Annotated in this window: 21 protein-coding genes; 8 read left to right on the top strand and 13 right to left on the bottom strand. The window is 55.7% G+C overall.

Annotated features, from left to right (window positions below):
• Positions 1-6: 6 nt before the first annotated feature.
• The 4 genes from frr to rpsB all read right to left on the bottom strand — a co-directional run bounded on the left by frr (position 7) and on the right by rpsB (position 3308).
• On the bottom strand, positions 7-564 hold the full coding sequence (gene frr, locus C0560_RS04180) for a ribosome recycling factor (RefSeq protein ID WP_095280841.1): 558 nt from the start codon (positions 562-564) through the stop codon (positions 7-9).
• Positions 565-734: 170 nt separating this feature from the next.
• Entirely contained in the window at positions 735-1460 is a 726-nt protein-coding gene (gene pyrH / locus C0560_RS04175; RefSeq protein WP_100777558.1) for a UMP kinase, read from the bottom strand.
• Positions 1461-1609: 149 nt separating this feature from the next.
• Complete coding sequence (gene tsf, locus C0560_RS04170; protein WP_100777559.1) at positions 1610-2461, bottom strand: translation elongation factor Ts; 852 nt, start codon at positions 2459-2461, stop codon at positions 1610-1612.
• 121 nt (positions 2462-2582) lie between these two features.
• Complete coding sequence (rpsB, locus tag C0560_RS04165; RefSeq protein ID WP_100777560.1) at positions 2583-3308, bottom strand: 30S ribosomal protein S2; 726 nt, start codon at positions 3306-3308, stop codon at positions 2583-2585.
• A gap of 322 nt (positions 3309-3630) precedes the next feature.
• Between rpsB and map the strand changes: the two genes are divergently transcribed.
• From map to C0560_RS04145, 4 genes are all read left to right on the top strand, one after another.
• Positions 3631-4425, top strand: a complete 795-nt coding sequence (gene map / locus C0560_RS04160) for a type I methionyl aminopeptidase (RefSeq protein ID WP_102104629.1) — start codon at positions 3631-3633, stop codon at positions 4423-4425.
• A gap of 64 nt (positions 4426-4489) precedes the next feature.
• The gene (gene glnD / locus C0560_RS04155; RefSeq protein WP_102104628.1) at positions 4490-7165 is read left to right on the top strand and encodes a bifunctional uridylyltransferase/uridylyl-removing protein GlnD; all 2676 of its coding nucleotides are present in this window, start codon (positions 4490-4492) and stop codon (positions 7163-7165) included.
• Positions 7166-7199: 34 nt separating this feature from the next.
• Positions 7200-8024: a 2,3,4,5-tetrahydropyridine-2,6-dicarboxylate N-succinyltransferase gene (gene dapD / locus C0560_RS04150; protein ID WP_248859692.1), complete on the top strand. Its 825-nt coding sequence runs from the start codon at positions 7200-7202 to the stop codon at positions 8022-8024.
• Positions 8025-8135: 111 nt separating this feature from the next.
• Complete coding sequence (locus C0560_RS04145; RefSeq protein WP_100777563.1) at positions 8136-8525, top strand: DUF3461 family protein; 390 nt, start codon at positions 8136-8138, stop codon at positions 8523-8525.
• Between the two features lie 84 nt (positions 8526-8609).
• On the opposite strand, the gene cdaR is transcribed toward C0560_RS04145, so the two are convergent.
• The 3 genes from cdaR to dgt form a co-directional block, all read right to left on the bottom strand.
• The gene (cdaR, locus tag C0560_RS04140; protein WP_181827355.1) at positions 8610-9767 is read right to left on the bottom strand and encodes a DNA-binding transcriptional regulator CdaR; all 1158 of its coding nucleotides are present in this window, start codon (positions 9765-9767) and stop codon (positions 8610-8612) included.
• 154 nt (positions 9768-9921) lie between these two features.
• Positions 9922-11370, bottom strand: a complete 1449-nt coding sequence (degP, locus tag C0560_RS04135; protein WP_123429461.1) for a serine endoprotease DegP — start codon at positions 11368-11370, stop codon at positions 9922-9924.
• 130 nt (positions 11371-11500) lie between these two features.
• Positions 11501-13015 carry a dGTPase gene (dgt, locus tag C0560_RS04130; protein WP_248859691.1) on the bottom strand — a complete coding sequence of 505 codons (1515 nt, stop codon included), beginning with the start codon at positions 13013-13015 and terminating at the stop codon, positions 11501-11503.
• An 82-nt stretch (positions 13016-13097) separates the two neighbouring features.
• On the opposite strand from dgt, the gene mtnN reads away from it, so the two are divergent.
• Genes mtnN through C0560_RS04115 form a run of 3 tightly spaced genes read left to right on the top strand, consistent with a single transcriptional unit; the run spans position 13098 to position 15239 of the window.
• Positions 13098-13796: a 5'-methylthioadenosine/S-adenosylhomocysteine nucleosidase gene (gene mtnN, locus C0560_RS04125; protein ID WP_100777567.1), complete on the top strand. Its 699-nt coding sequence runs from the start codon at positions 13098-13100 to the stop codon at positions 13794-13796.
• On the top strand, positions 13789-14586 hold the full coding sequence (gene btuF / locus C0560_RS04120; protein WP_123429464.1) for a vitamin B12 ABC transporter substrate-binding protein BtuF: 798 nt from the start codon (positions 13789-13791) through the stop codon (positions 14584-14586). Before mtnN ends, btuF begins: the two co-directional genes overlap by 8 nt.
• A gap of 29 nt (positions 14587-14615) precedes the next feature.
• On the top strand, positions 14616-15239 hold the full coding sequence (locus C0560_RS04115) for a TRIC cation channel family protein (RefSeq protein WP_100777569.1): 624 nt from the start codon (positions 14616-14618) through the stop codon (positions 15237-15239).
• Between the two features lie 74 nt (positions 15240-15313).
• Here C0560_RS04115 and erpA read toward each other — a convergent pair whose 3' ends face one another.
• A complete protein-coding gene (gene erpA / locus C0560_RS04110; protein ID WP_100777570.1) occupies positions 15314-15658 on the bottom strand; it encodes an iron-sulfur cluster insertion protein ErpA in 345 nt (114 codons plus the stop codon).
• Positions 15659-15743: 85 nt separating this feature from the next.
• Positions 15744-17144 carry a H(+)/Cl(-) exchange transporter ClcA gene (gene clcA / locus C0560_RS04105; RefSeq protein WP_107702230.1) on the bottom strand — a complete coding sequence of 467 codons (1401 nt, stop codon included), beginning with the start codon at positions 17142-17144 and terminating at the stop codon, positions 15744-15746.
• A 177-nt stretch (positions 17145-17321) separates the two neighbouring features.
• Between clcA and hemL the strand changes: the two genes are divergently transcribed.
• A complete protein-coding gene (gene hemL / locus C0560_RS04100; RefSeq protein ID WP_100777572.1) occupies positions 17322-18602 on the top strand; it encodes a glutamate-1-semialdehyde 2,1-aminomutase in 1281 nt (426 codons plus the stop codon).
• A gap of 56 nt (positions 18603-18658) precedes the next feature.
• On the opposite strand, the gene fhuB is transcribed toward hemL, so the two are convergent.
• The 4 genes from fhuB to fhuA are packed head-to-tail and all read right to left on the bottom strand — an operon-like array spanning position 18659 to position 24619.
• Positions 18659-20641: a Fe(3+)-hydroxamate ABC transporter permease FhuB gene (gene fhuB / locus C0560_RS04095; RefSeq protein WP_248859690.1), complete on the bottom strand. Its 1983-nt coding sequence runs from the start codon at positions 20639-20641 to the stop codon at positions 18659-18661.
• A complete protein-coding gene (fhuD, locus tag C0560_RS04090) occupies positions 20638-21528 on the bottom strand; it encodes a Fe(3+)-hydroxamate ABC transporter substrate-binding protein FhuD (RefSeq protein ID WP_123429466.1) in 891 nt (296 codons plus the stop codon). The genes fhuB and fhuD overlap by 4 nt, the downstream gene beginning before the upstream one ends.
• On the bottom strand, positions 21528-22325 hold the full coding sequence (gene fhuC / locus C0560_RS04085) for a Fe3+-hydroxamate ABC transporter ATP-binding protein FhuC (protein ID WP_248859688.1): 798 nt from the start codon (positions 22323-22325) through the stop codon (positions 21528-21530). The genes fhuD and fhuC overlap by 1 nt, the downstream gene beginning before the upstream one ends.
• Before the next feature lie 47 nt (positions 22326-22372).
• A complete protein-coding gene (gene fhuA / locus C0560_RS04080) occupies positions 22373-24619 on the bottom strand; it encodes a ferrichrome porin FhuA (RefSeq protein ID WP_248859686.1) in 2247 nt (748 codons plus the stop codon).
• Positions 24620-24746: the final 127 nt, after the last annotated feature.

Here is a 24746-nt window from a genome sequence, read left to right as displayed (position 1 = left end):
CAGAAATCAGAACTGCATCAGTTCCGCTTCTTTATCTGCCAGCGCCGCGTCAACTTTCTTGATCGCAGCGTCAGTCATTTTCTGCACGTCGTCCTGAGAACGACGATCGTCATCTTCGCTGATTTCTTTCTCTTTCAGCAGTGCTTTCACTTTATCGTTCGCATCACGACGCACGTTACGCACGGCAACGCGAGCGCCTTCAGCTTCGCCACGCACGACTTTGATCAGCTCTTTACGACGCTCTTCTGTCAGTGGAGGCAGCGGAACGCGGATATCAGTGCCCGCAGAGCTTGGGTTCAGACCCAGATCGGAAGCCATGATGGCTTTTTCAACAGCAGGACCCAATGAACGATCGAAAACGTTGATTTTCAGGGTACGGGTGTCTTCAACCGTTACGCTCGCCAGCTGACGCAGCGGAGTTGGGGTACCGTAGTATTCCACTACAATGCCATCCAGCAGGCTTGGGGAAGCACGACCAGTACGCACTTTGCTGATTTGGTTTTTGAACGCTTCTACGCATTTTTCCATGCGTGTTTCAGCATCTTTTCTGATGTCGTTAATCACGTTACGAATCCTTGAACACTAGTCTCAGGCAGACTATCCGCCAGCACAGCCGCTATAGGTGTGCTAAGTATAGTCGCGTTTAATTCATGACAACGCCAAAGGCGCGTCCAGGTAACAAACCCACTACAAAAGTAATGCGGAATCTTACCTGTATTTGTCGTCAACGGAAATTATTCCGTGATCAAAGTGCCTTCTTTTTCGCCCATCACTACGCGGCGCAGTGCACCAGGCTTATTCATGTTGAAAACACGAATCGGTAATTTGTGGTCACGAGCCAGCGTGAAGGCGGCAAGATCCATCACTTTTAGCTCTTTATCCAGCACTTCATTGTAGCTCAGCTGATCATACATGGTCGCAGTCGGATCGGTTGCTGGATCGGCAGTAAACACGCCGTCGACTTTGGTGGCTTTCAGCACCACGTCTGCTTCGATCTCGATCCCGCGCAGGCACGCTGCGGAGTCGGTCGTAAAGAACGGGTTACCGGTACCGGCGGAGAGGATCACCACGCGGTTATTGCGCAGCAGGCTGATCGCCTCTGCCCAGCTGTAGTTATCACATACGCCATTCAACGGAATAGCGGACATCAGGCGGGCGTTCACATAGGCACGGTGAAGCGCATCACGCATCGCCAGGCCATTCATCACGGTTGCCAGCATACCCATGTGGTCGCCCACAACGCGGTTCATACCCGCTTTCGCCAGACCAGCGCCACGGAAGAGGTTGCCACCGCCAATAACTACGCCAACCTGGATACCCAGTTCAACCAGTTCTTTGATTTCCTGTGCCATGCGGTCAAGAATGCTTGCGTCAATACCGAAGCCTTCCGTTCCCTGCAGTGCTTCGCCACTCAGCTTAAGCAGAATGCGTTTGTACACGGGTTTTGCATTGGTAGCCATGTTTCTTTCCTGAGACTGTCAACGATTAAGATGGGGGTTAATTCTGGCGACATAGTATGCCGCTTATCAGTACAGAAACCAGAGGGCTCTGTCTGATTTACACATGAGGGGCAAAAAGAAGCCGCCCTCAGGCGGCTCCTTCGCAATCATTAAGACTGCTTGGACATTGCAGCAACTTCTGCTGCGAAGTCAGTTTCAACTTTCTCGATGCCTTCGCCCACTTCGAAGCGGATGAAGCCAGTTACGTCAGCGTTGTGCTCTTTCAGCAGCTGAGCAACAGATTTGCTTGGATCCATAACGAAAGGCTGGCCAGTCAGAGAAACTTCGCCGGTGAATTTCTTCATGCGGCCTTCAACCATTTTCTCTGCGATTTCTTTAGGCTTGCCAGACTGCATGGCGATGTCCAGCTGAACCTGGTACTCTTTTTCTACTACTTCAGCAGACACGTCTTCTGGTTTCACGAATTCTGGCTTGCTTGCAGCGATGTGCATAGCCAGCTGTTTAACCAGCTCTTCGTCAGCGCCTTTAGCCGCAACCAGAACACCGATACGTGCGCCGTGCTGGTATGAACCCAGAACGTCGCCTTCCAGTGCTGCAACACGACGGATGTTGATGTTCTCACCGATTTTAGCAACCAGAGCAACACGTTCTTCTTCGAACTGTGCTTTCAGAACGTCAACGTCAGTGATTTTGCCAGCAACCGCTGCGTCCAGTACTTTGTTTGCGAAAGCCTGGAAACCGCCGTCTTTAGCGACGAAGTCAGTCTGGCAGTTAACTTCCAGAATGATGCCGTAGGTGCCGTCGATCTTAGTGATGATCACGCCGTCAGCTGCAACGTTACCTGCTTTTTTCGCCGCTTTGATTGCGCCGGATTTACGCATGTTTTCGATTGCCAGCTCGATGTCGCCGTTCGCTTCAGTCAGCGCTTTTTTGCAATCCATCATGCCTGCGCCAGTACGCTCGCGCAGCTCTTTTACCAGGGATGCGGTAATTTCAGCCATTCTTTAATCCTCGGGAGAGATGTCCTGCCCGGTTTAAGAAACCAGACAGGCTTAAAAGTGAAAAAGGGGCCAGATAGAGGCCCCTATTTATACACGGTACTAAATAAGGGACAGAACCTTATTATTCAGCTTCTACGAAGCTTTCTTCCGCCTGGGAAGCCAGATCCTGGGAACGGCCTTCACGAACGGTAGCAGCAACAGCGCTCAGGTACAGGCTAACAGCACGGATTGCATCGTCGTTACCCGGGATAACGAAGTCAACGCCGTCCGGATCGGAGTTGGTATCAACGATAGAGAATACCGGGATACCCAGGTTGTTAGCTTCTTTGATTGCGATGTGCTCGTGATCAGCGTCGATAACGAACAGAGCGTCTGGCAGACCGCCCATGTCTTTGATGCCGCCCAGGCTGTTTTCCAGCTTGTCCAGCTCACGAGTACGCATCAGCGCTTCTTTTTTGGTCAGCTTATCGAAAGTACCGTCCTGAGACTGGGTTTCCAGATCTTTCAGGCGCTTGATGGACTGACGAACAGTTTTCCAGTTGGTCAGCATGCCGCCCAACCAGCGATGGTTCACGAAGAACTGATCGCAGCTGTTTGCAGCTTCTTTCACAGCTTCGCTTGCAGCGCGCTTAGTACCAACGAACAGAATCTTACCTTTACGGGAAGAGATCTTGTTCAGCTCAGCCAGGGCTTCGTTGAACATTGGTACAGTTTTCTCAAGGTTGATGATGTGAACTTTGTTACGCGCGCCGAAGATGAAAGGCTTCATTTTCGGGTTCCAGTAACGGGTCTGGTGACCGAAGTGAACACCAGCCTTGAGCATGTCGCGCATGGAAACAGTTGCCATGTTTAAAACCTCTATTTAAAAGTTGGGGTTATGCCTCCACGTATCCCATATTACCGACCCCGAAGGGCACCCCGGAATATGTGCCGATACGTGTGTGTTATTTACACAATGTGAGAGTTGTCGCCTCTGGTCCATCTTGTGTATTACAAATGGATCGGAAGTCCGGCGCGCTTTATACCACAAAACGCCACCATAAACCAATAATTGTTGGCGGTGTGTGCTGTTAATGATTCTCAATTTGGCAGGCAACGCTCCAGACTGGTACCATTGACAACACTTAGACTAGTATTGTCGAAAAAATCGACACCGATGGACAGATTACATGGCTATCTCTATTAAGACCCCTGAAGAAATTGAAAAGATGCGCGTCGCCGGTCGTCTGGCCGCTGAAGTGCTGGAAATGATCGAACCGTACATCAAACCGGGCGTCAGCACCGGCGAACTGGATCGCATCTGTAACGACTATATCGTCAACGAGCAGCACGCGGTCTCCGCCTGCCTCGGCTATCACGGTTTCCCGAAATCCGTCTGCATCTCTATTAATGAAGTGGTGTGTCACGGTATTCCGGATGACGAGAAGCTTCTGAAGGATGGCGACATCGTTAACATCGACGTGACCGTCATCAAAGACGAGTATCACGGCGACACCTCCAAAATGTTTATCGTCGGCAAGCCGACCATCCTCGGTGAGCGCCTGTGCCGCATCACCCAGGAGAGCCTCTACCTGGCGCTGAAAATGGTTAAGCCGGGCATCCGCCTGCGTACCATTGGTGCCGCGATCCAGAAATTCGTGGAAGCGGAAGGTTTCTCCGTCGTGCGCGAATACTGCGGTCACGGCATTGGCCGCGTGTTCCACGAAGAGCCGCAGGTTCTGCATTACGATGCGGATGACGGCGGTGTGGTGCTGCAAAAAGGCATGACCTTCACTATCGAACCGATGGTGAACTCCGGCGACTACCGCATCCGTACCATGAAAGATGGCTGGACGGTAAAAACCAAAGACAGAAGCTTGTCTGCGCAGTACGAGCATACTATTGTGGTAACAGACAACGGCTGCGAAATTATGACGTTGCGAAAGGATGACACCATCCCGGCGATACTCTCGCACAACGAATGATAAGAAGCCGGCAAATGCCGGCTTTTTTAATGGCTATAGCTTTTACTTATGGGTGGCGCACGAGATGAGTAACCTTTTACCCGAACAGTATCCGAACACGGCACTCCCCACCCTGCCCGACCAGCCGGACAACCCTGGAGTCTGGCCGCAGCGCGAGCTCACGGTGGCGGATATTAAAGCGCATATCGACGTTTTTCAGCGCTGGCTGGGTAAAGCCTTTGACGAGGGTATTTCGGCGGAAGAGCTCATCGAAGCGCGCACCGAATTTATCGATCAACTGCTGCAACGCCTGTGGATCGAGTACGGTTTTGGTCAGATAAGCGACGTCGCGCTGGTCGCCGTGGGCGGCTACGGGCGCGGTGAACTGCACCCGCTTTCCGATATCGACCTGCTGGTGCTGAGCCGCAAAAAGCTGCCCGACGAACAGGCGCAAAAAATTGGCGAACTTCTGACACTCCTGTGGGACGTGAAGCTGGAAGTTGGCCACAGCGTCCGCACGCTCGAAGAGTGCCTGCTGGAAGGGTTATCGGATCTCACGGTCGCCACCAACCTGATTGAAACGCGCCTGCTGATCGGCGACGTCGCCCTGTTCCTTGAGCTGCAAAAACATATCTTCAGCGACGGTTTCTGGCCGTCGGAGCGCTTCTTCGCCGCAAAAGTAGAAGAGCAAAACGTACGCCACCAGCGCTATCACGGCACCAGCTATAACCTTGAGCCGGACATCAAAAGCAGTCCCGGCGGCCTGCGCGACATTCACACTTTACAATGGGTCGCCCGTCGCCATTTTGGCGCGACGTCCATGGATGAGATGGTCGGTTTTGGCTTTTTAACCGAAGCCGAACGCAACGAGCTTAACGAATGCCTGCATCTGCTGTGGCGCATCCGTTTTGCTCTGCATCTGGAAGTGACCCGCTACGATAACCGTCTCTTGTTCGACCGCCAGCTCAGCGTCGCCCAGCGCCTGAACTACAGCGGTGAAGGCAACGAGCCGGTTGAACAGATGATGAAGGATTTCTTCCGCGTCACCCGCCGCGTCTCTGAGCTTAACCAGATGCTATTGCAGCTCTTTGATGAAGCCATCCTGGCGCTGACCACCGATGAAAAACCGCGTGCGATTGATGACGAATTCCAGCTGCGCGGCACGCTCATCGATCTGCGCGATGAAACGCTGTTTATCCGCGAGCCGGAAGCGATCCTGCGGATGTTCTACACCATGGTGCGCAACAGCACGATCACCGGGATCTACTCCACCACGTTGCGCCATCTGCGCCATGCGCGCCGCCATTTGACGCAGCCTCTGTGCTATATCCCGGAAGCGCGTTCACTCTTTCTGAGTATGTTACGCCACCCCGGTGCTGTCAGCCGTGGCCTGCTGCCGATGCACCGCCATAGCGTGCTCTGGGCCTATATGCCTCAGTGGTCGCACATTGTCGGCCAGATGCAGTTTGACCTGTTCCACGCTTACACGGTGGACGAACACACCATTCGCGTGATGCTGAAACTGGAAAGTTTCGCCAAAGAAGAGACACGGTCGAAGCACCCGCTGTGCGTTGAGCTTTGGCCGCGCCTCAGCCACCCGGAACTGATTCTGATTGCTGCCCTGTTCCACGATATCGCCAAAGGGCGCGGCGGCGACCACTCGGTGCTCGGTGCCCAGGACGTACTGAAATTTGCTGAACTACACGGCCTGAATTCGCGCGAAACCCAGCTGGTCGCCTGGCTGGTGCGCCATCATCTGCTGATGTCCGTCACCGCCCAGCGCCGCGATATTCAGGACCCGGAAGTGATCAAGCAGTTCGCCGAAATCGTTCAAACTGAAAACCGCCTGCGTTTTCTGGTCTGCCTGACGGTCGCGGATATCTGCGCCACCAACGAAACCCTGTGGAACAGCTGGAAGCAGAGCCTGTTGCGCGAACTCTATTTCGCGACCGAAAAACAGCTGCGTCGCGGGATGCAAAATACGCCGGATATGCGTGAACGCGTGCGTCACCACCAGCTTCAGGCACTGGCGCTGCTGCGAATGGACAACATTGATGAAGAAGCGCTGCATCAGATCTGGTCGCGCTGCCGGGCCAACTACTTTGTCCGCCACAGCCCAAATCAGCTCGCCTGGCACGCGCGGCATCTGCTGAAGCATGATCTGAAAAAACCGCTGATCCTGCTAAGCCCACAGGCAACGCGCGGCGGGACCGAAATCTTTATCTGGAGCCCGGATCGGGCCTATCTGTTTGCCGCCGTCTGCGCAGAACTCGACCGGCGCAATCTGAGCGTTCACGACGCGCAAATTTTCACCACCCGCGACGGCATGGCGATGGACACCTTTATCGTGCTGGAGCCGGACGGCAGCCCGCTCTCATCCGACAGGCACGAAGGCATTCGCTTCGGTCTGGAACAGGCGATTACCCAGCACAGCTGGCAGCCGCCACAGCCGCGTCGCCAGCCGGCGAAATTGCGCCATTTTACCGTCGATACGGAGGTCAATTTCCTGCCGACCCATACGGACCGGAAATCGTTCCTCGAACTGATCGCCCTTGACCAGCCGGGCCTGCTGGCGCGCGTTGGCCAGGTTTTTGCGGATCTGGGAATTTCGCTGCATGGCGCCAGAATTACAACCATTGGCGAGCGAGTAGAAGATTTATTCATAATCGCCACCGCCGACCGACGTGCCCTTAATAATGAGCTGCAACTTGAGGTACAACAACGGTTGACAGCAGCCCTCAATCCAAACGATAAAGGGTGACGTGTTTTTTAGTGAAATGGAAAGAGTAAAAACAATGCAGCAGTTACAGAACGTTATTGAGTCCGCCTTTGAGCGTCGCGCCGAAATTACCCCGGCAAATGTGGATACCGTCACCCGCGAAGCGGTGAATCAGGTGATTTCTCTGCTTGATTCCGGCGCGCTGCGTGTCGCGGAAAAAATTGACGGCCAGTGGGTAACTCATGAGTGGCTGAAGAAAGCCGTGCTGCTCTCTTTCCGTATTAACGATAACCAGGTTATCGACGGAGCAGAAAGCCGCTACTTCGATAAAGTGCCGATGAAATTCGCTGATTACGACGAAGCGCGTTTCCAGAAAGAAGGTTTCCGCGTGGTTCCGCCTGCGGCCGTTCGCCAGGGCGCGTTTATCGCACGCAACACCGTACTGATGCCGTCCTATGTGAACATCGGTGCTTACGTTGACGAAGGCACCATGGTGGATACCTGGGCAACCGTCGGTTCTTGCGCGCAGATTGGTAAAAACGTTCACCTGTCCGGTGGCGTCGGCATCGGTGGCGTTCTTGAGCCACTGCAGGCCAACCCAACCATCATTGAAGATAACTGCTTCATCGGCGCGCGCTCCGAAGTGGTTGAAGGCGTGATCGTAGAAGAAGGCTCAGTGATCTCAATGGGCGTCTACATCGGCCAGAGCACCCGCATTTACGATCGTGAAACGGGTGAAGTGCATTACGGTCGCGTTCCGGCCGGTTCGGTTGTCGTTTCCGGTAACCTGCCGTCTAAAGATGGCAAATACAGCCTGTACTGTGCGGTTATCGTAAAAAAAGTCGATGCGAAAACGCGGGGCAAAGTCGGTATCAACGAACTGCTGCGTACGATCGATTAATCGGGTATAACAAAAAGCGGGGGCCACCCCGCTTTTTTTACATCTGATGGTGGCGAAGATAGATTTTTTCGTTAATTATTCATAGGTTATGTTGAGCTCAAGGGTACCGCTATGTACGATAATCTGAAAAGTCTGGGCATTACCAATCCTGATGAAATTGATCGTTACAGCCTCCGCCAGGAAGCGAACAACGATATTCTGAAAATCTATTTTCACAAGGACAAAGGAGAGTTTTTCGCGAAGAGCGTGAAGTTCAAATACCCGCGTCAACGTAAAACCGTCGTCGCTGATGGCGTCGGCCAGGGGTATAAAGAGGTTCAGGAAATCAGCCCGAATCTCCGCTATGTCATTGATGAACTCGATCAGATCTGCCAGCGCGATCGCACCGAAGTCGATCTTAAACGTAAGATCCTTGACGATCTGCGTCATCTTGAAAGCGTTGTGACCAACAAGATCAGCGAAATTGAATCGGATCTTGAGAAGTTAACGCGCGGGAAATAAATGCAAAACGGCAACTCCCGGTTGCCGTTTTTTGTTTTTCACTCTTCCTTAAAAGAGGGCGGAGTTAAGGCGTCAGGCCGTACATCACCGCTGCTCATCCAGTTGCAACGCCACATACAGCAGCAACCTGTCATCGAAATTCCCCAGATCCAGACCGGTCAGTTCCGAAATACGATTCAACCGGTATTCCAGCGTATTGCGGTGAATAAACAGCGCTTTTGAGGTCGCCAGCGGCTGAACGTTATGACGAAACCAGGCCTGTAACGTACGGCGCAGTAGCCCGTTATTATCCATCGCTTTCAGGCGCACCAGCGGTCGCGCCAGCTCATTGGCCTGCCAGCCGCCGCGTAAACTGTCGAGCAGCACCGGCAACATTAAATCCTGATAGAAATAGCCCCGGCTTTCGGGCATCCGCTGTTTCCCCACCATCATGGTGGTGCGCGCCGTTCGCCATGAACGCGCGATGCTGCCCGGCCCGCTGAAATAGTTGCCGAGCGCGACGCGGAAACGCAGCTGCCCGTTCTCTTTCATGCGTGAGATAAGTTGCTCAACCCGACGCCGATGGTCTTCCGCATCCCAGCGGCCAAACGGGTTCAGCGCCGGTTTCAGCACCACCATTTCTGTCAGCGACACGATTGCTACCAGGTTATTCCGCTCCGGTGTCGCCAGCGCGTTTTGCAGCTGCTGCAGCTCCGCCATTGCGCTATCCACACCAAGCTGACCGCTGTCTACCTCAATCACCGCCACCACGCGCGGTTGATTGAGATCGATACCCAGACGCTGCGCCCACTCCGTGAGCGCCGGCGTGTGCTCTTCGGCCTGAATCAGGTTCATCACCAGCTCTTCGCGCAGACGGCTGTCCTGGGCCAGGAGGTGCATCAGGCGCGATTGCTCCAGCATCATCTCGGCGGTCATGCACACCAGTTCACCGTATTTTCGCAGTGATTCTGGCTCGCCGGTCAGGCCGATGACGCCTACGATCTCCCCTTCCAGACGTAGCGGCAGGTTTATCCCCTGACGCACGCCGTGCAGGTGTCGCGCCACCGCATCGTCGATATCCACCACCCGCCCCTGGGAAAGCACCAGAAGCGCGCCTTCGTGCAATTCCCCAATGCGCTCGCGATCGCCGCTGCCGATAATTCGCCCACGGGCATCCATTACGTTGATATTGGTATCGATGATGCGCATGGTTCGCGCCACGATTTCCTGCGCCATTTTGGTATCAAGATGCCAGCCAGCCATGTAACCCTCCTGTGAGCTGAGCTCAAGCATAGGGGAGTTCAAAGGGTGTCGCATTGTGCGGATGCACAAAGTCAGGGGGAGAAGTATGGACTTGTGGAAAGGGTCACAGAAACGAAGAAAGCCCCTGCCTGATAGCAGGCAGGGGCTGAGGGGATTACTGCATCAACAGGTACAGCGTAGTGTCACCACGCTGAATATTCAGCGCCAGCACCGTTGGTTTGCTGTCGAGAATTTTGCGCAGTTCCGCGATGTTTTTCACCGGCTGCTGGTTTGCACCGATAATCACATCGCCTTTTTTCAGGCCAATACGCGCCGCCGGAGTGTTAGCTTTGACATTGCTCACCACCACACCTTTATCCGCGCCTTTGTTGCTCATATCCGCACCTTCAATACCGCTGAAGATAGTGCTGGAATCGACCTGATTCTGGCTGCTCTGCTGCAGTTCCAGACTCACGTTCACCGGTTTGCCATCGCGCAGCAGTCCCAGGTTCACTTTGCTGCCGACCGGCATAGAGCCGACTTCAGCACGCAGCGCCGCGAAGCTGCTGATTGGCTTGCCGTTCAGGGTGGTGATCACATCACCGGCCTTGATACCGGCCTTCGCCGCAGAAGAGCTCGGCATGACCTGGCTGACGAATGCGCCGCGCTGAGCGTCAACTTTCATTGCTTTCGCCAGCTCGGAGTTCAGCTCTGTACCCAGAATACCCAGCTCGCCGCGTTTCACCTGGCCAAACTCAACCATCTGACTGGTCAGGTTTTTCACCATGTTGCTTGGGATCGCAAAGCCGATACCGATGTTGCCGCCGTCCGGTGCCAGGATCGCGGTGTTAATCCCGATCAGCTCACCGTTCAGGTTCACCAGCGCACCGCCGGAGTTACCACGGTTAATCGCCGCATCGGTCTGAATGAAGTTTTCGTAGTTTTCCGCATTCAGGCCGCTACGACCCAGCGCAGAAACGATACCGGAGGTCACGGTTTCACCCAGACCAAACGGGTTACCGATTGCCACGGTGTAATCACCGACGCGCAGAGCATCGGAGTCAGCGAGTTTAATCGCCGTCAGGTTTTTCGGATCCTGAATCTGGATCAGAGCGATGTCAGAGCGGGGATCTTTACCCACCACTTTGGCATCAAATTTACGGCCATCGCTCAGCTGCACTTTGATGGTGCTGGCGTTGTCCACCACGTGGTTGTTGGTCACAACATAGCCTTTCGCGGCATCAATAATGACACCTGAGCCGAGCGCCATGAATTTCTGCTGCTGACCGCCGCCGTTACCCGTACCTGGGCCATCATCGCCCGCGCCGCCACCCTGACAGAATGGCGAACTCTGGAACGGGGAACCGTCCTGGCAGAACGGTGAGTTGTCACCGAAGAACTGCTGGAAGTTGCGCGGCATGCGCGGTGTATTAACGGTTGTGCTCCCCTCAACGTTAATACTCACCACCGATGGCATCACTTTTTCGAGCATCGGGGCAAGGCTTGGCATCTGCTGCGCCGTGGCGGCCGAAGAGGCGGTCTCAGCTGCGGTGGCAGTCAGAGGGGATAACGCTAAACCTAAACTCAGAGCCAGTGCACTCATTGCTAATGTGGTTTTTTTCATGTTCTCAATCTCGATTTACAGATAACGCAAAATTGCTGTGTACATCAGATTCGTTTTATAGCCCGAAGTTCCGGGAATAAGTTTTTGGAAAAAGTAAAAATTTATTGTTCGTCTTTACAAAACTCATTCATTATTCCACTGCCATCAGGCGCCGGTATTCATCCCATGCATACAAATCGGTCATTCCGCTGATATAGTCCTGAATAAGACGGCAGCGATAATAATATTCCAGCACCGGCCACTGGACGGTATCGCGTTCAATTTTACTCACCGCTTCGACGTAGGCAAGACGATGGCGTGTCGAGAGTTTATGCAGCAGCCGCGTTTCTATCGGCAGACGCTTAATACGATCTTTTTCCACCAGCTCGGTAAAATCGTCGACGGATAATTGCAGCAGCGGTCGATAAATTTCCAGCAGGCCGCTGATCACCCGGTAACCCTGCAATTCCAGCTGTTCGACGTCGGGATGGCTGAATACATGCCGCATCGCAACGTTCTTATACAACTCAAGCAGTTGGCTGAAGCCACTGTCATCTTCCAGCAGCGCGTGATTAAACTCCCCGCTAAAAATCGCCGGCAAATTATCGATAAAACGTGATGCCGCGTAGGGCACCAGTTTATTTAATGTATTGACGCGCAAATACATGAAGAACTGATCTTCGGTGCTGCGACTCAATGAATTAGAACGCGATTTATCCCACGCATTTTCGACCACCTGAGAAAACAGAGAGCCTTTCTCATGCGTGCCCCAGGCCTCGTAAAGATGCTGGTAAAGCTCTTCAACGCTAAATATTCTTTTCTCAACCGCGTCTTCCAGATCGGCCACGCAATAGGAGATATCGTCCGCGGCTTCCATAATCCAGGTCAATGGAAAGCGGCCATGCGGGGTCAGCGAAAGTTCTTTACGCAGCCTTTCAATATAGCGTTCTTCGGATAAATAATAGCCGGGCTTTTTCATTAAATAGCTGTGCGTCGCGGGCGGTTCACCCATCCACCACGCCGGGCGGGTGTATTTCAGAATGCAGCCAACCTGCGCCCACGTCAGGTTCATGCGCATCAGGGAGTGCACCAGCCGAATCCCCTGTGCATTGCCTTCGAACTGGCAAAGATCCTGCCGCACCTTGCGGCGCAAATCGTTTAAGGTCTCCTCGCCTTCGCGCAGACGAAGCGCCCTGACGATACAACGGTCATCGCTCAGCGGCTGGCTTGCCGCATCGGAGGGGAACAGCTTCTGTTTGAACCAGTCGTTTATCGCCGCCTCGCCAAAATGACCAAACGGCGGGTTGCCAATGTCATGCATCAGACAGGCCATCTCTACGATGCTCTCGAACGGTCCGGTCAGTTCATCCAGACCGTAGGTTTCGAGCAAACGCTGCTCTTTCAGGCGACTTAAAATCTCTTTGGCGATGTAACGCCCGACCTGCTGTACTTCCATGGAATGGGTGAGGCGCGTGCGAACCGCGGCATTACGCTCCAGCGGGAACACCTGGGTTTTTTGTTGCAGGCGGCGGATCGCCGGGGAGTTCACAATGCGCCCGCGATCGCTTTCAAAGATACGCAGGATCTCGTGCTCGCTCTTTTCTCCCTGCGGAGAACGGAAACGACGATGCCAGTTAATTTTGTTGCGAAAATCGATTGGTGCCATGAGCTCCCCCGCCTGAGAATGCGTTTCCCCTGATGCGCATGATAGACTATGCATCTTAACAAGGCACATCGCGAGTAAATCTATGAAAATCGGCATTATTGGTGCAATGGAAGAAGAAGTTACGCTGCTGCGTGACAAAATTGAGAACTGTCAGACGCTCTCTCTGGGTGGATGTGAAATCTACACCGGCCAGTTGAACGGAACTGACGTCGCTCTGCTGAAATCAGGCATCGGTAAAGTGGCGGCAGCACTGGGCGCGACCCTGCTGCTTGAGCGCTGCAAACCGGACGTAATCATCAACACCGGTTCTGCGGGCGGTCTGGCTCCTACGCTGAAAGTGGGCGATATCGTGGTCTCCGATGAAGCGCGCTATCACGATGCCGATGTCACGGCATTCGGTTACGAATATGGCCAGCTGCCTGGCTGCCCGGCAGGCTTTAAAGCCGACGATAAGCTGATTGCTGCCGCAGAAAGCTGCATCGCCGAGCTGAACCTGAACGCCGTGCGCGGTCTGATTGTCAGCGGTGATGCGTTCATCAATGGCTCTGTCGGTCTGGCGAAAATCCGCCACAACTTCCCTCAGGCGATTGCCGTAGAGATGGAAGCGACCGCTATTGCACATGTGTGCCACAACTTCAGCGTGCCGTTTGTGGTGGTTCGCGCCATCTCCGACGTGGCCGATCAGCAATCCCACCTGAGCTTCGACGAGTTCCTGGCAGTTGCCGCCAAACAGTCCACCATCATGGTTGAAACCCTGGTGCAGAAACTGGCGCGTGGCTAAGTATGCAAGGGCGCTGGTCGCCCTCTTCTTACTTACACCGGCGTGGCTTGTGGCCGCGCCGCGTGTTATTACCCTCTCCCCCGCCAATACGGAACTGGCTTTTGCCGCCGGGATCACCCCCGTGGGCGTGAGCAGCTTTTCTGACTATCCCCCGGAAGCGAAAAAGATCGAAGAGGTCTCGACCTGGCAGGGGATGAATCTCGAGCGCATCGTGGCGCTAAAGCCGGACCTGGTGCTTGCCTGGCGCGGCGGGAATGCCGAACGTCAGGTCAATCAGCTCTCATCGCTGGGGATAAAAGTGCTGTGGGTCGATGCCATCAGCATTGAGCAAGTGGCGCAGGCGTTACGTGATTTAGCCCCCTGGAGCCCGACGCCTGAAAAAGCGCTGCAGGCCGCACAGCAAATGCTGAACGACTACGCTGCACTGAAGAAAAAATACGACACGCCGGTGAAAAAGCGCGTCTTCCTGCAGTTTGGCAGCCAGCCGCTGTTTACCACCGGAAAAGGGTCGATTCAGAATCAGGTTCTGGAAGTGTGTGGCGGTGAAAATATCTTCGCAGCAAGCCGCGTTCCCTGGCCTCAGGTCAGCCGTGAACAGGTACTGGCGCGTCAGCCACAGGCCATTGTGGTGATAGGGAATGCGAGTGAGATTCCGAAAATTGAAAATTTCTGGCAAAGCCAGCTAAAAATTCCCGTTATTGCCCTACACAGTGACTGGTTTGAACGGGCAAGCCCGCGTATTATCCTCGCCGCAAAACAACTCTGCTCTGCCCTGGCGCAGAGCCATTAATTAGGCCCTCATTCTCTGAGGATTGAAAAATGCTCGTTTATTGGCTGGATATCCTTGGCACAGCCGTTTTTGCTATCTCCGGCGTTCTGCTTGCGGGCAAATTACGCATGGACCCCTTTGGCGTATTAGTGCTCGGCGTGGTGACGGCCGTCGGCGGTGGGACGATCCGCGATATGGCGCTCGATCATGGCCCGGTGTTTTGGGTCAAAGATCCCACCGACCTGGTGGTCGCGATGGTGACGTGCCTGCTGACCATCGTGCTGGTGCGCCAGCCACGCCGGTTACCAAAATGGATCCTGCCGGTGCTTGATGCCGTGGGTCTGGCGGTGTTTGTCGGGATTGGCGTCAATAAAGCCTTCATGGCAGGAACCGGCCCGCTGGTGGCAATCTGCATGGGCGTATTGACCGGCGTTGGCGGCGGGATTATCCGTGATATTCTGGCGCGCGAAATCCCAATGATTCTGCGCACCGAAATCTACGCCACCGCCTGTATTATCGGCGGAATTGTCCATGCAACCGCGTTCTACACCTTTGGTGTAGAGCTGGAAACCGCAGCGATGATCGGCATGGTGGTGACGCTGGTGATCCGTCTGGCGGCAATTCGCTGGCACCTTAAGCTGCCGACGTTTGCACTGGATGAAAACGGAAGGTAAAAGCAAAACGGCAACCCAGGGTTGCCGTTTTTGGTGTTCGTACCCTCTCCTGGTCGGAAAAGGCCGCATCACAGTTAAATACTGAACGAAGATCCACACCCACAGGTGCTTTTCGCGTTCGGGTTAGTCACCACAAAGCGCGAACCTTCCAGGCCTTCGGTGTAATCCACCGCGCCACCGACCAGATATTGCAGGCTCATCGGGTCAACGACCAGCGCGACACCCTGCTTCTCAATGGTCATGTCACCGTCGTTGATCTGATCGTCAAAGGTGAAACCATACTGGAAGCCGCTGCAGCCACCGCCGGTAATATAAACACGCAGTTTCAGCTCCGGATTATTTTCATCCGCAATCAGGCTTTTCACTTTAATGGCTGCTGCTTCGGTAAACTGCAACGGCAGCGCTACGTCATCACTCATTTTTTGCTCCCATGAATACTGCTACTGAATCGGATTAAAAAACATCCAATTCTTTTTTTCATTATCTAATACCCTGGTAATTCATTCAAGTATTCTGCTTCTCAGCCAGTGCCGCCTCCTGCTTCGCCAGGGTACGCGCAAGAATGGTGGAGTATAACGGCTTTCCGCCCAGGAATTGGGCTAATAGTGTCGCGCCGAGACAGGTAATGATCATTGGCAAAATGAGCTGATAATTGTCGGTCATCTCCAGAACCAGCACGATGGCGGTCAGCGGCGCGCGCAACGACGCCGCCAGCAGCGCCCCCATTCCGGCAACGGCAAAGGTCCCGGCCTGCAACTCATACGCCGGGAATCCCGCTGCGGCGGCCATTCCAAAAGCGGTGCCGAGCAACATTCCCAGCGCCAGCATCGGCGCAAAAATTCCGCCCGGGGCGCCCGAGGAAAAACAGAGCAGCGTCGTCACCACGCGGGAGATAAACAGAAACAGGAGCATTCCCAGGCTAAAATTGCCGGCCACGGCGATGGGAATCAGGTTGAATCCGCCGCCTGCTGCACCCGGTTCGATCACGCCCAGCACACCGCACATCCCGCCGAGCAGACCGCCGATCAACACCCATTTCGTGATATTACCGCCGTGAATGCGCTGGAACATATCCTGTGTTTTAAGTATCAGAAAATTAAACAGCGGCCCCAACACGCCAAAAATCATCCCCAGAATCAGATACAGCCACAGCGTGTTCACTGGCGCATTGGTGAGCTTACCCACCTCAATGACTGCGGATTCGCCGTTGAAAATGCGAAACACAATGCTCGACATGATCACGCCAGTGAAGACCGCCTTGATCGAGATAAGGTTGTAGCGAAACTGCGGGCGCATCTCTTCGATGATAAACAGTATCCCGGCCAGCGGCGCGTTGAAGGCCGCCGAAAGCCCCGCCGCGGCCCCGGTCGCCAGCAGCGTATGGCGCGCTTCGCCGCTGCGCATGCGGAAAACATCTGCCACCATCCGCCCGATATTTCCGCCGAGCTGCACCGTTGGCCCTTCACGGCCTAACACCATGCCTGCCCCGAGCGTCCCCATCCCACCGATAAATTTCACCGGAATCACGCGCCACCAGCGCACCGGACGCAGCTCTTCCAGCGCGCCTTCGATCTCGGGAATACCGGAACCGCCCGCCTCCGGGGCAAATTTGCGTACCAGGAAATAGCCCAGCATTGCCAGAAGCGCCGACAAGCCAAAAGCCATCGACCACAGCAGCCACGGGTTATCGGCCACACCGCCCAGCGTGCCGATGCGCCAGTTTTGTACGCCATTGACGGCTTTCTCAAACGCCACGCCCACAAGCCCTGCGAGCGTTCCGACTACTGCGGCCATCACCAGGATCACCAGCGGCGTTTTGTCGCGATTCAATAAGCGTCGAACGCTGACCCGACGGCGCTGGCGGGCAAATTGCTGTTCTTCAAAAGAGGAGTTTTGTGCTGTCATCACGGCTTCTTTTATTGGTCATACAATTAACGCAGGGATTTTAATGCCCCTGACGCTGCCCGTCGCCTGAAAAATCCTAAACAATTGTTCAGGATCATTGGGGCAAAATTTTATAACCTTCGGCGAATCCCTTAGAATAGCTGGCTAAACCCTTTTCTACGAACCAGGAACGACGCTATGAGTAAGTCTGAAAACCTCTACAGTGCAGCACGCGAGCTAATCCCAGGCGGGGTCAACTCTCCTGTTCGCGCCTTTACCGGCGTCGGCGGAACGCCGCTGTTTATTGAACGTGCGGACGGCGCGTATCTGTACGATGTGGACGGCAAAGCCTATATCGATTATGTCGGCTCCTGGGGTCCGATGGTGCTGGGTCACAACCACCCGACTATCCGCAATGCGGTAATTGAAGCGGCACAGCGCGGCCTGAGCTTCGGTGCACCTACCGAGATGGAAGTCAAAATGGCGGAGCTGGTGACCGAACTGGTCCCGACCATGGACATGGTGCGCATGGTGAACTCCGGTACGGAAGCCACCATGAGCGCTATCCGCCTGGCGCGCGGCTTTACCGGTCGCGACAAAATCATCAAATTCGAAGGCTGCTATCATGGTCACGCCGACTGCCTGTTGGTAAAAGCCGGTTCCGGCGCGCTGACCCTCGGCCAGCCGAACTCTCCGGGCGTACCGGCAGATTTTGCCAAACACACCCTGACCTGCACCTATAACGATCTGGAGACGGTTCGCGCCGCATTCGAACAGTATCCGCAGGAGATCGCCTGCATCATCGTGGAACCGGTCGCGGGTAACATGAACTGTATCCCTCCGCAGCCAGAATTCCTGCCAGGCCTGCGCGCGCTGTGCGACGAATTCGGTGCGCTGCTGATCATTGACGAAGTAATGACCGGCTTCCGCGTGGCGCTGGCGGGTGCTCAGTCATACTACGACGTGGTGCCAGACCTGACCTGTCTGGGCAAAATCATCGGCGGCGGTATGCCGGTGGGCGCCTTTGGCGGACGCAAAGAGGTGATGGAAGCGCTGGCCCCGACGGGTCCGGTTTATCAGGCGGGTACCCTGTCCGGTAACCCGATTGCGATGGCGGCAGGTTTTGCCTGCCTGACCGAAGTGGCGCAGCCGGGTATTCACGAAACCCTGACCGATTTGACCACCCAACTGGCGAACGGGCTGTTGGAAGCCGCAGAAGAAACGGGCATTCCGCTGGTGGTGAACCACGTGGGCGGCATGTTCGGGATCTTCTTCACCGATGCGAAAACCGTGACCTGCTATCAGGACGTGGTGAAGTGCGACGTTGAGCGCTTTAAGCGTTTCTTCCATCTGATGCTGGAAGAGGGTGTGTATCTGGCACCGTCAGCGTTTGAAGCGGGCTTTATGTCCGTGGCGCACAGCGAAGAAGATATCAATAACACCATCGACGCAGCGCGTAAGGTGTTTGCGAAGCTTTAATCGCCACGCGACAAACAAAGTAAATGCAAAACGGCAGCCTCTCGGCTGCCGTTTTTTTATCGGCTCTGCTTTCTCAGCAAATAAATAAAGTACGGCGCACCAATAAACGTCGACAGCAGCCCCGCCGGGATCTGATACGGAAACAGCACCATCCTGCCCAGCCAGTCGGCGATCACCAGTATCATTCCGCCCACCAGCGCGGAGATCACGATATGCGGCATCGTGCGGCGGAACCCCATCATGCGCGCGATGTGCGGCGCCATCAGACCAACAAAGCTGAGTGGGCCAATGGTCATGGTCGCGACGGCGGTCAGGCAGGCCGCCAGCAGCAGCAAGCCGACGCGCGAGGGCGTCAATGCAATCCCGACCGCACGTGCCGTTTCACCGCCCAGCGGCAGAATCGTCATCCAGCGGCGGCACAACGGCGTGATTGCCAGCAGCAAGATCATCGCAATCCCGGAATGCACCACCTGTGCCCCCGTCGCGCCGTAAGTCGAACCAGAAATCCAGGTCAGGATCTGCGCCATGCGCGGATCGCCGCTGGCCTGCAGCATCATCAACAGCATGGTAAATGCAGTGCTAAGCGCCATACCGGCAAGCAGCATCCGGTGCGGAGAAAAGCCCCCGCGCCCGGCGGCGATCATAATGATCATCAGCGTCGCGGCGGCACCGATACTGCCCGCAGGCATCAGCCAGCCAAACGCATCGCCCGGTACGAAGAACAGCATCATCACTACGCCAAACGCCGCGCCGGAGCTGATGCCCAGCACTTCCGGGCTGGCCATCGGATTACCCGTCAGACGCTGGATAATGCACCCGGCGACAGCCAGCATCACCCCTGCGATCAGCGCCGAGAAAATACGCGGCCAGCGCCATTGCAGCAATTCATCCAGCATCGGGCCTGTCGCCCAGTGCCAGCCGCTGGCATCGCGCCCCAGTGAGAGGGCAATCCAGGCGACAATCAGCAACACGATCAGCCCGGTCAGCACAAACCACTGAATGTGCTGACGCTCGGCATAGACTTTATCCCCGGCGTCCATCGCGGGCGCGCTCATGCTGCGCAGACGCGGCAGCAGCCATAGCAGCAACGGCGCCCCAATCAATGCGGTGACGGAACCGGTGGAGACTTCCATCCACACGCGGGCGAGCCAGAGAATGATTTGATCCGACAGCCAGAGGATCAGCGCCCCAATCAGCGGCGCCAGCATCAGTCGCGACAGCAGGCGACGCGCACCGAGCATTTTCGCCAGCAACGGTGCAAACAGGCCGATAAAGCCGATAATCCCGACCGCATTTACCAGCAGTGCGCTGAGCACAATCGCCAGCGTCAGCGCGGCAAGACGTGCCAGAGAAAGCGCCAGCCCGAGATTGCGCGCCACGCCATCATCCAGCCCCATCAGCGTCAGCGGACGCAGCAGCAGCAAGGTCAGCACTACGCCGCCGATCAGCTGTGGCCACAGGCGTTGCACGATACTCCAGTCGGTCTGGGTCAGCGTCCCGGTGCTCCACAGGAACATGCTTTGCAGTTCGTCATGATGGAACAGCACCAGCAGCTGGTTGATGGCCCCGCAGTAGAGGCTCACCACCAGCCCCGCCAGAATCAGCGTTACCGGAGAAAGACGTTTCCCCCACGCCACACCGAAGACCAGCGCACCGACCACACAGGCCCCCGCCAGCGCAGCGAACTGGCTGGTGAGTGCGCCGGGCAGCGCCCAGAGCGTGGTGATGGTGATACCAAGCTGTGCGCCAGTGGCGACGCCAAGCGTCGTCGGTTCCGCCAGCGGGTTACGCAGCACCTGCTGGAACAGAACGCCGACCAGCCCCAGCCCCGCGCCCACCAGCAATGAAATCGCCAGGCGTGGCAACAGGCTGTAGTGGAACAGCATCTGCTGGATGTTATCGATATCCGGTAAGGAGAAGGCCTGGCCCCACTGCGCGCGCGGCAGCGCAATCGACAAATTTGACCAGGTTAAGAACAGTGCAACGACGAAAACGACGGTTAACAGCAGCGTCGGGAAAAGTGCGATCCGCGATCTCATGCTTTGCCTCCCAATGCGCTATCAAGCACGCGGGCAAAGTGCATCGCCGACAGCGTCGCTCCGTAGAACCACACCGCAGGCACACGCTGGAAACGCTGCTCGCGCACGAACGGCATCGCCTGCCACAGCGGCGTCGCCATCAGGGTTTGCATCTCACGGTCATTGCCATGATCGAAACAGAGCACGTCTACATCGCGGAACTGCGCCAGACGATCGATGCCGACAGTGGTACTGCCCCAGAAGGTCATCTCCCCTTCCCAGGCATTCGTAATAGCGAAGCGATCGAGCACTTCCTGGAACAGGCAGTTTTTGCCAAATACCAGCACGTGACGCGCATCCAGCAGCGTGACCATCAGCAACGGACGGTTGCCACGCGCGGCAAAGCGGGGTTTGAGCGAATCGATAAAACCGTCGAAATGGTCGAGGTGCTGTTTTGCCGCCGCCTCGCGGTCCAGAAGCTGGGCCATTTCATTAATCGAATGACGCGCCATGGTCAGCGGTTTTTTACCGTCGCTGAAGGTGAACCCCCGCCCCGGCGCAATGCGTGCCAGCGTCTCCGGCGAAGGGCCGTAGCCCGCAGACCAGACCAAAAACGAGGGTTTCATCTGCGTCAGGAGTTCGAGATTCGGCTCGGTGCGCAGGCCGATATCGATGGTTGACGCGGGGATCTTTGGCTCGTTGACCCACATGTTGTAGTTAGGAATATCCGCCACGCCGTACGGCGCGATGCCCAGCGCCAGCATCAGCTCAACCGGCAGCCACTCCAGCGCCACAATGCGGTGCGGATCAATAGAAGCCGCACGCGCGGTATTCATTTTTAACAGCAGTGGCGAAAGCGCCAGCGCCGTCAGTAACCGACGGCGACTTATCAACGTTGGATCCAGCATCAATACACAAAGCTCACCGGTGCAGCCCCTGACGGGTGAGGCAGGATACCCATTGGAATTCCGTAGATCAGTTCCAGCGTTTCGCCGCGCATCAGCTCAGACGGCATACCTTGCGCAATCATCTCGCCCCCACGCAGGGCCACCAGATAATCGCAGTAGCGCGCGGCCATATTGATATCGTGCAGAACGGCGATCACCGTCAGCCCTTTCTGCTGGCTGAGGCGATGAATCAGCGCCAGCACATCCACCTGATGGGCGATGTCCAGCGCCGAGGTTGGTTCGTCCAGCAGCAGGCAGTTACTGTCCTGAGCCACCAGCATCGCGATCCACGCGCGCTGACGCTCGCCGCCGGAGAGGCTATCCACCAGACGGTGCGCCAGCGGTTTTAACCCCACCAGCGCGATCGCCTCTTCCACTTTCTCTCTGTCAGCCACACCAAACCGCCCGAGCGCGCCGTGCCACGGATAACGTCCAATCGCCACCAGTTCGCGCACGGTCATCCCTTCAGCCTGCGGCAGTTGCTGCGGCAGATAGGCGACTTTGCGGGCAAAGGCTTTGCTTTTCCAGCTCTCAAGCGGCTGCCCGTCGAGCAGGATCTCCCCTTCGGACGGCGGCTGATGGCGCCCCAGCATTTTGAGCAAGGTGGATTTACCCGAACCGTTGTGACCGATAAGGCCCGTGACTTTGCCGACAGGGAATGTCAAAGAGAGCGGATGCAGCAGCGTGCGTCCTGGGACGCGAAAGGAGGTGTTATTAAGCGCAAACGTGGTATCGGAGTGCGGTCTATTTTCCTGCATAGTGGCCAACTTGTTAAAGGGCACGGCGAACCGTGCCCGAAGAGAGATTAGAAGCGGAAGGTCGCCGTGGCGACAACCTGGCGTTCAGCACCCCAGAAGCAGCCGTAGGTGTTGAAGCAGCTTGCGACGTATTCACGATCCAACAGGTTGTTGACGTGAACCGCCACGTTGGAACCCGCCATACCGAAGCGCGCCAGATCGTAACGTACCAGGGCATCGACAACGGTGTAACTGCCCACTTTGAAGGAGTTCGCCGGGTCGCCATAGCTGGAGCCGGTCAGACGGCCGCCGGTCCCCAGTGTCAGGCCAGACAGTGCGCCATCAAAGAAGGTGTAGTCACCCCACAGGGAAGCCATGTGTTTTGGCACCTGCGCAGGCGTGTTGCCTTTGTAGTTGGTGTCGGTGGTGTATTCCGCATCCGTGTAGGTGTAAGACCCTACGACGTTAACACTCGCAGACAGCGCCGCTTTAGCTTCAATTTCCACGCCGCGTGAACGAATTTCGCCACCCTCAACGGAGAAGAATGAGCCTGCCGGATCAGCCATCAGGTTGTTGGTTTTGGTCAGTTGGTAGACCGCACCGGTCAACACGATAGGACGATCGCTCGGCACATATTTCACGCCCGCTTCGTACTGCTTACCTTTAGACGGTGAGAACAGTTTACCCTGCGCATCGGTCTGAGACGCCGGTTCGAAGGATTCGCTGTAGCTGAAGTACGGGGTTACGCCGTTATCAAACAGGTAGTTAACGCCACCACGCCAGGTGAACTGGGTATCGTCACGTTTGGAGGTGGTGTTGTAAACACGGTTGTAGGATTCCTGATCGGCCCAGTCGTAACGACCGCCCAGAGTCACCAGCACTTTATCCCACTGCGCCTGGTCCTGAACGTACAGACCCGTTTGCTTCTGACGGTTCAGGATCTGATACGGACCGGACGTAGCCGGATCTTTCGAATTGAAATCGAAATCGGTGTACACCGGATTGTAGAGATCCAGCAACGGCACGGAGTCGTCGTAGCCGAACCAGGAGTTGATGTCGTTACGCATACGCATAAAGTCAACGCCGGTCAGCAGGGTGTGGTCAACGGCACCGGTCGCAAATTTGCTCTGCAACTGGGTATCCACGGTGAAGTTTTGCAGCTTCTCATCATCAACCACGTATTTACGCGCCAGATAATGACCTTTGTCCGCCGGCGCTAAGGCCGCACACTGTTTGCTGCCCGCATTCGCCGGATCGGTACATACACCGTAACCGTAGACGCTGTTTTGCGAGGTTTTATTCTCAGCAAAGCGCAGGTTCTGACGCACGGTAAAGGTGTCGTTGAATTCGTGGTCGAAGCTGTACCCAACCATTTTCTGGTTACGGGAGTAGGTATTGTTCTTCGCACCTTCGTTGAAGTCGGTCGGCAGACGGCTGCCGTTTGGCAGTGGCTCAACCGTACCCTCTTTTGGCAACCAGCCGTAGTAGCCCGTTTCTGGCTCATTCTGGAAGTAAGAGAGGAAGGTGAAGTTAGTTTTGTCATCCGGACGCCAGGAGAACGACGGCGCGATAGCATAACGCTGCTCTTCCGCACGCTCCTGCTGGGCGTTATTGGAACGCGCTACGCCGGTCAGACGGTAGGAGTAGACGCCGTCATCATCAATTGCATCGCTGAAGTCAAACCCGGTCTGGAACAGGCTGTCGGTGCCGACTTTGAACTGGATCTCTTTCAGCGGCTCCGTCATTGGGCGCTTGCTCACCATGTTCAGCAAACCGCCTGGGCTGCTTTTTCCGTACAGCACGGAAACCGGACCGCGCATGATTTCAGCGCGCTCCAGCATATAAGGGTCAATCACCGCGTCGTTATAGAAGTTGCCCTGCATCTTCATACCGTCGAGGTAGTTGTTCTGGCTCTGACCATCGGCCGCAAAACCACGAATGACCAGATAGTCATAGGTGTTTGATGCGCCACGCGTGCCAACTGCAACGCCTGGGGTGTAGCTCAACGCCTCTTTTACCGAGCGTGGCTGATGCAGCGCCATCTCTTCGGCGGTCACCACAGAAATAGACTGCGGGACTTTTTGAATAGGGGTATCGGTTTTGGTGCCGGTTGCGGACTGACGCGCCGCGATGGTTGCCGCCGGTCCCCATGCACTTTCTTGTGCCGCTGGGGCCGCCGTCACCGTAATGGTGTCTTCTTTTTTGGGGGTGTCAGCCGCATGTGCAAAAGCAGACATGCCGCCTACCGCTGTGGCTACAACGACCGCGATTTTACGCAGCGAAGGACTCTTTGGCTGAGCAGTTTTGAGCGCCATTGGTATATCTCTGATGAAAGAGTGAATGATAACGTAAACGAGAATTATTATTATGACCGCAGAATAATATGCGAAACGCTGGCGGCATAGCAAGCGATATGCGGCCCTACAAGAATTGAGGGTTTAA

It is taken from the genome of Lelliottia sp. AC1 (genome assembly GCF_023278595.1).
Taxonomy (GTDB): Bacteria; Pseudomonadota; Gammaproteobacteria; order Enterobacterales; family Enterobacteriaceae; genus Enterobacter; species Enterobacter nimipressuralis.
The sequence above is the reverse complement of the archived record's forward strand: the minus strand, read 5'-3'. Positions and strand labels throughout refer to the sequence as shown.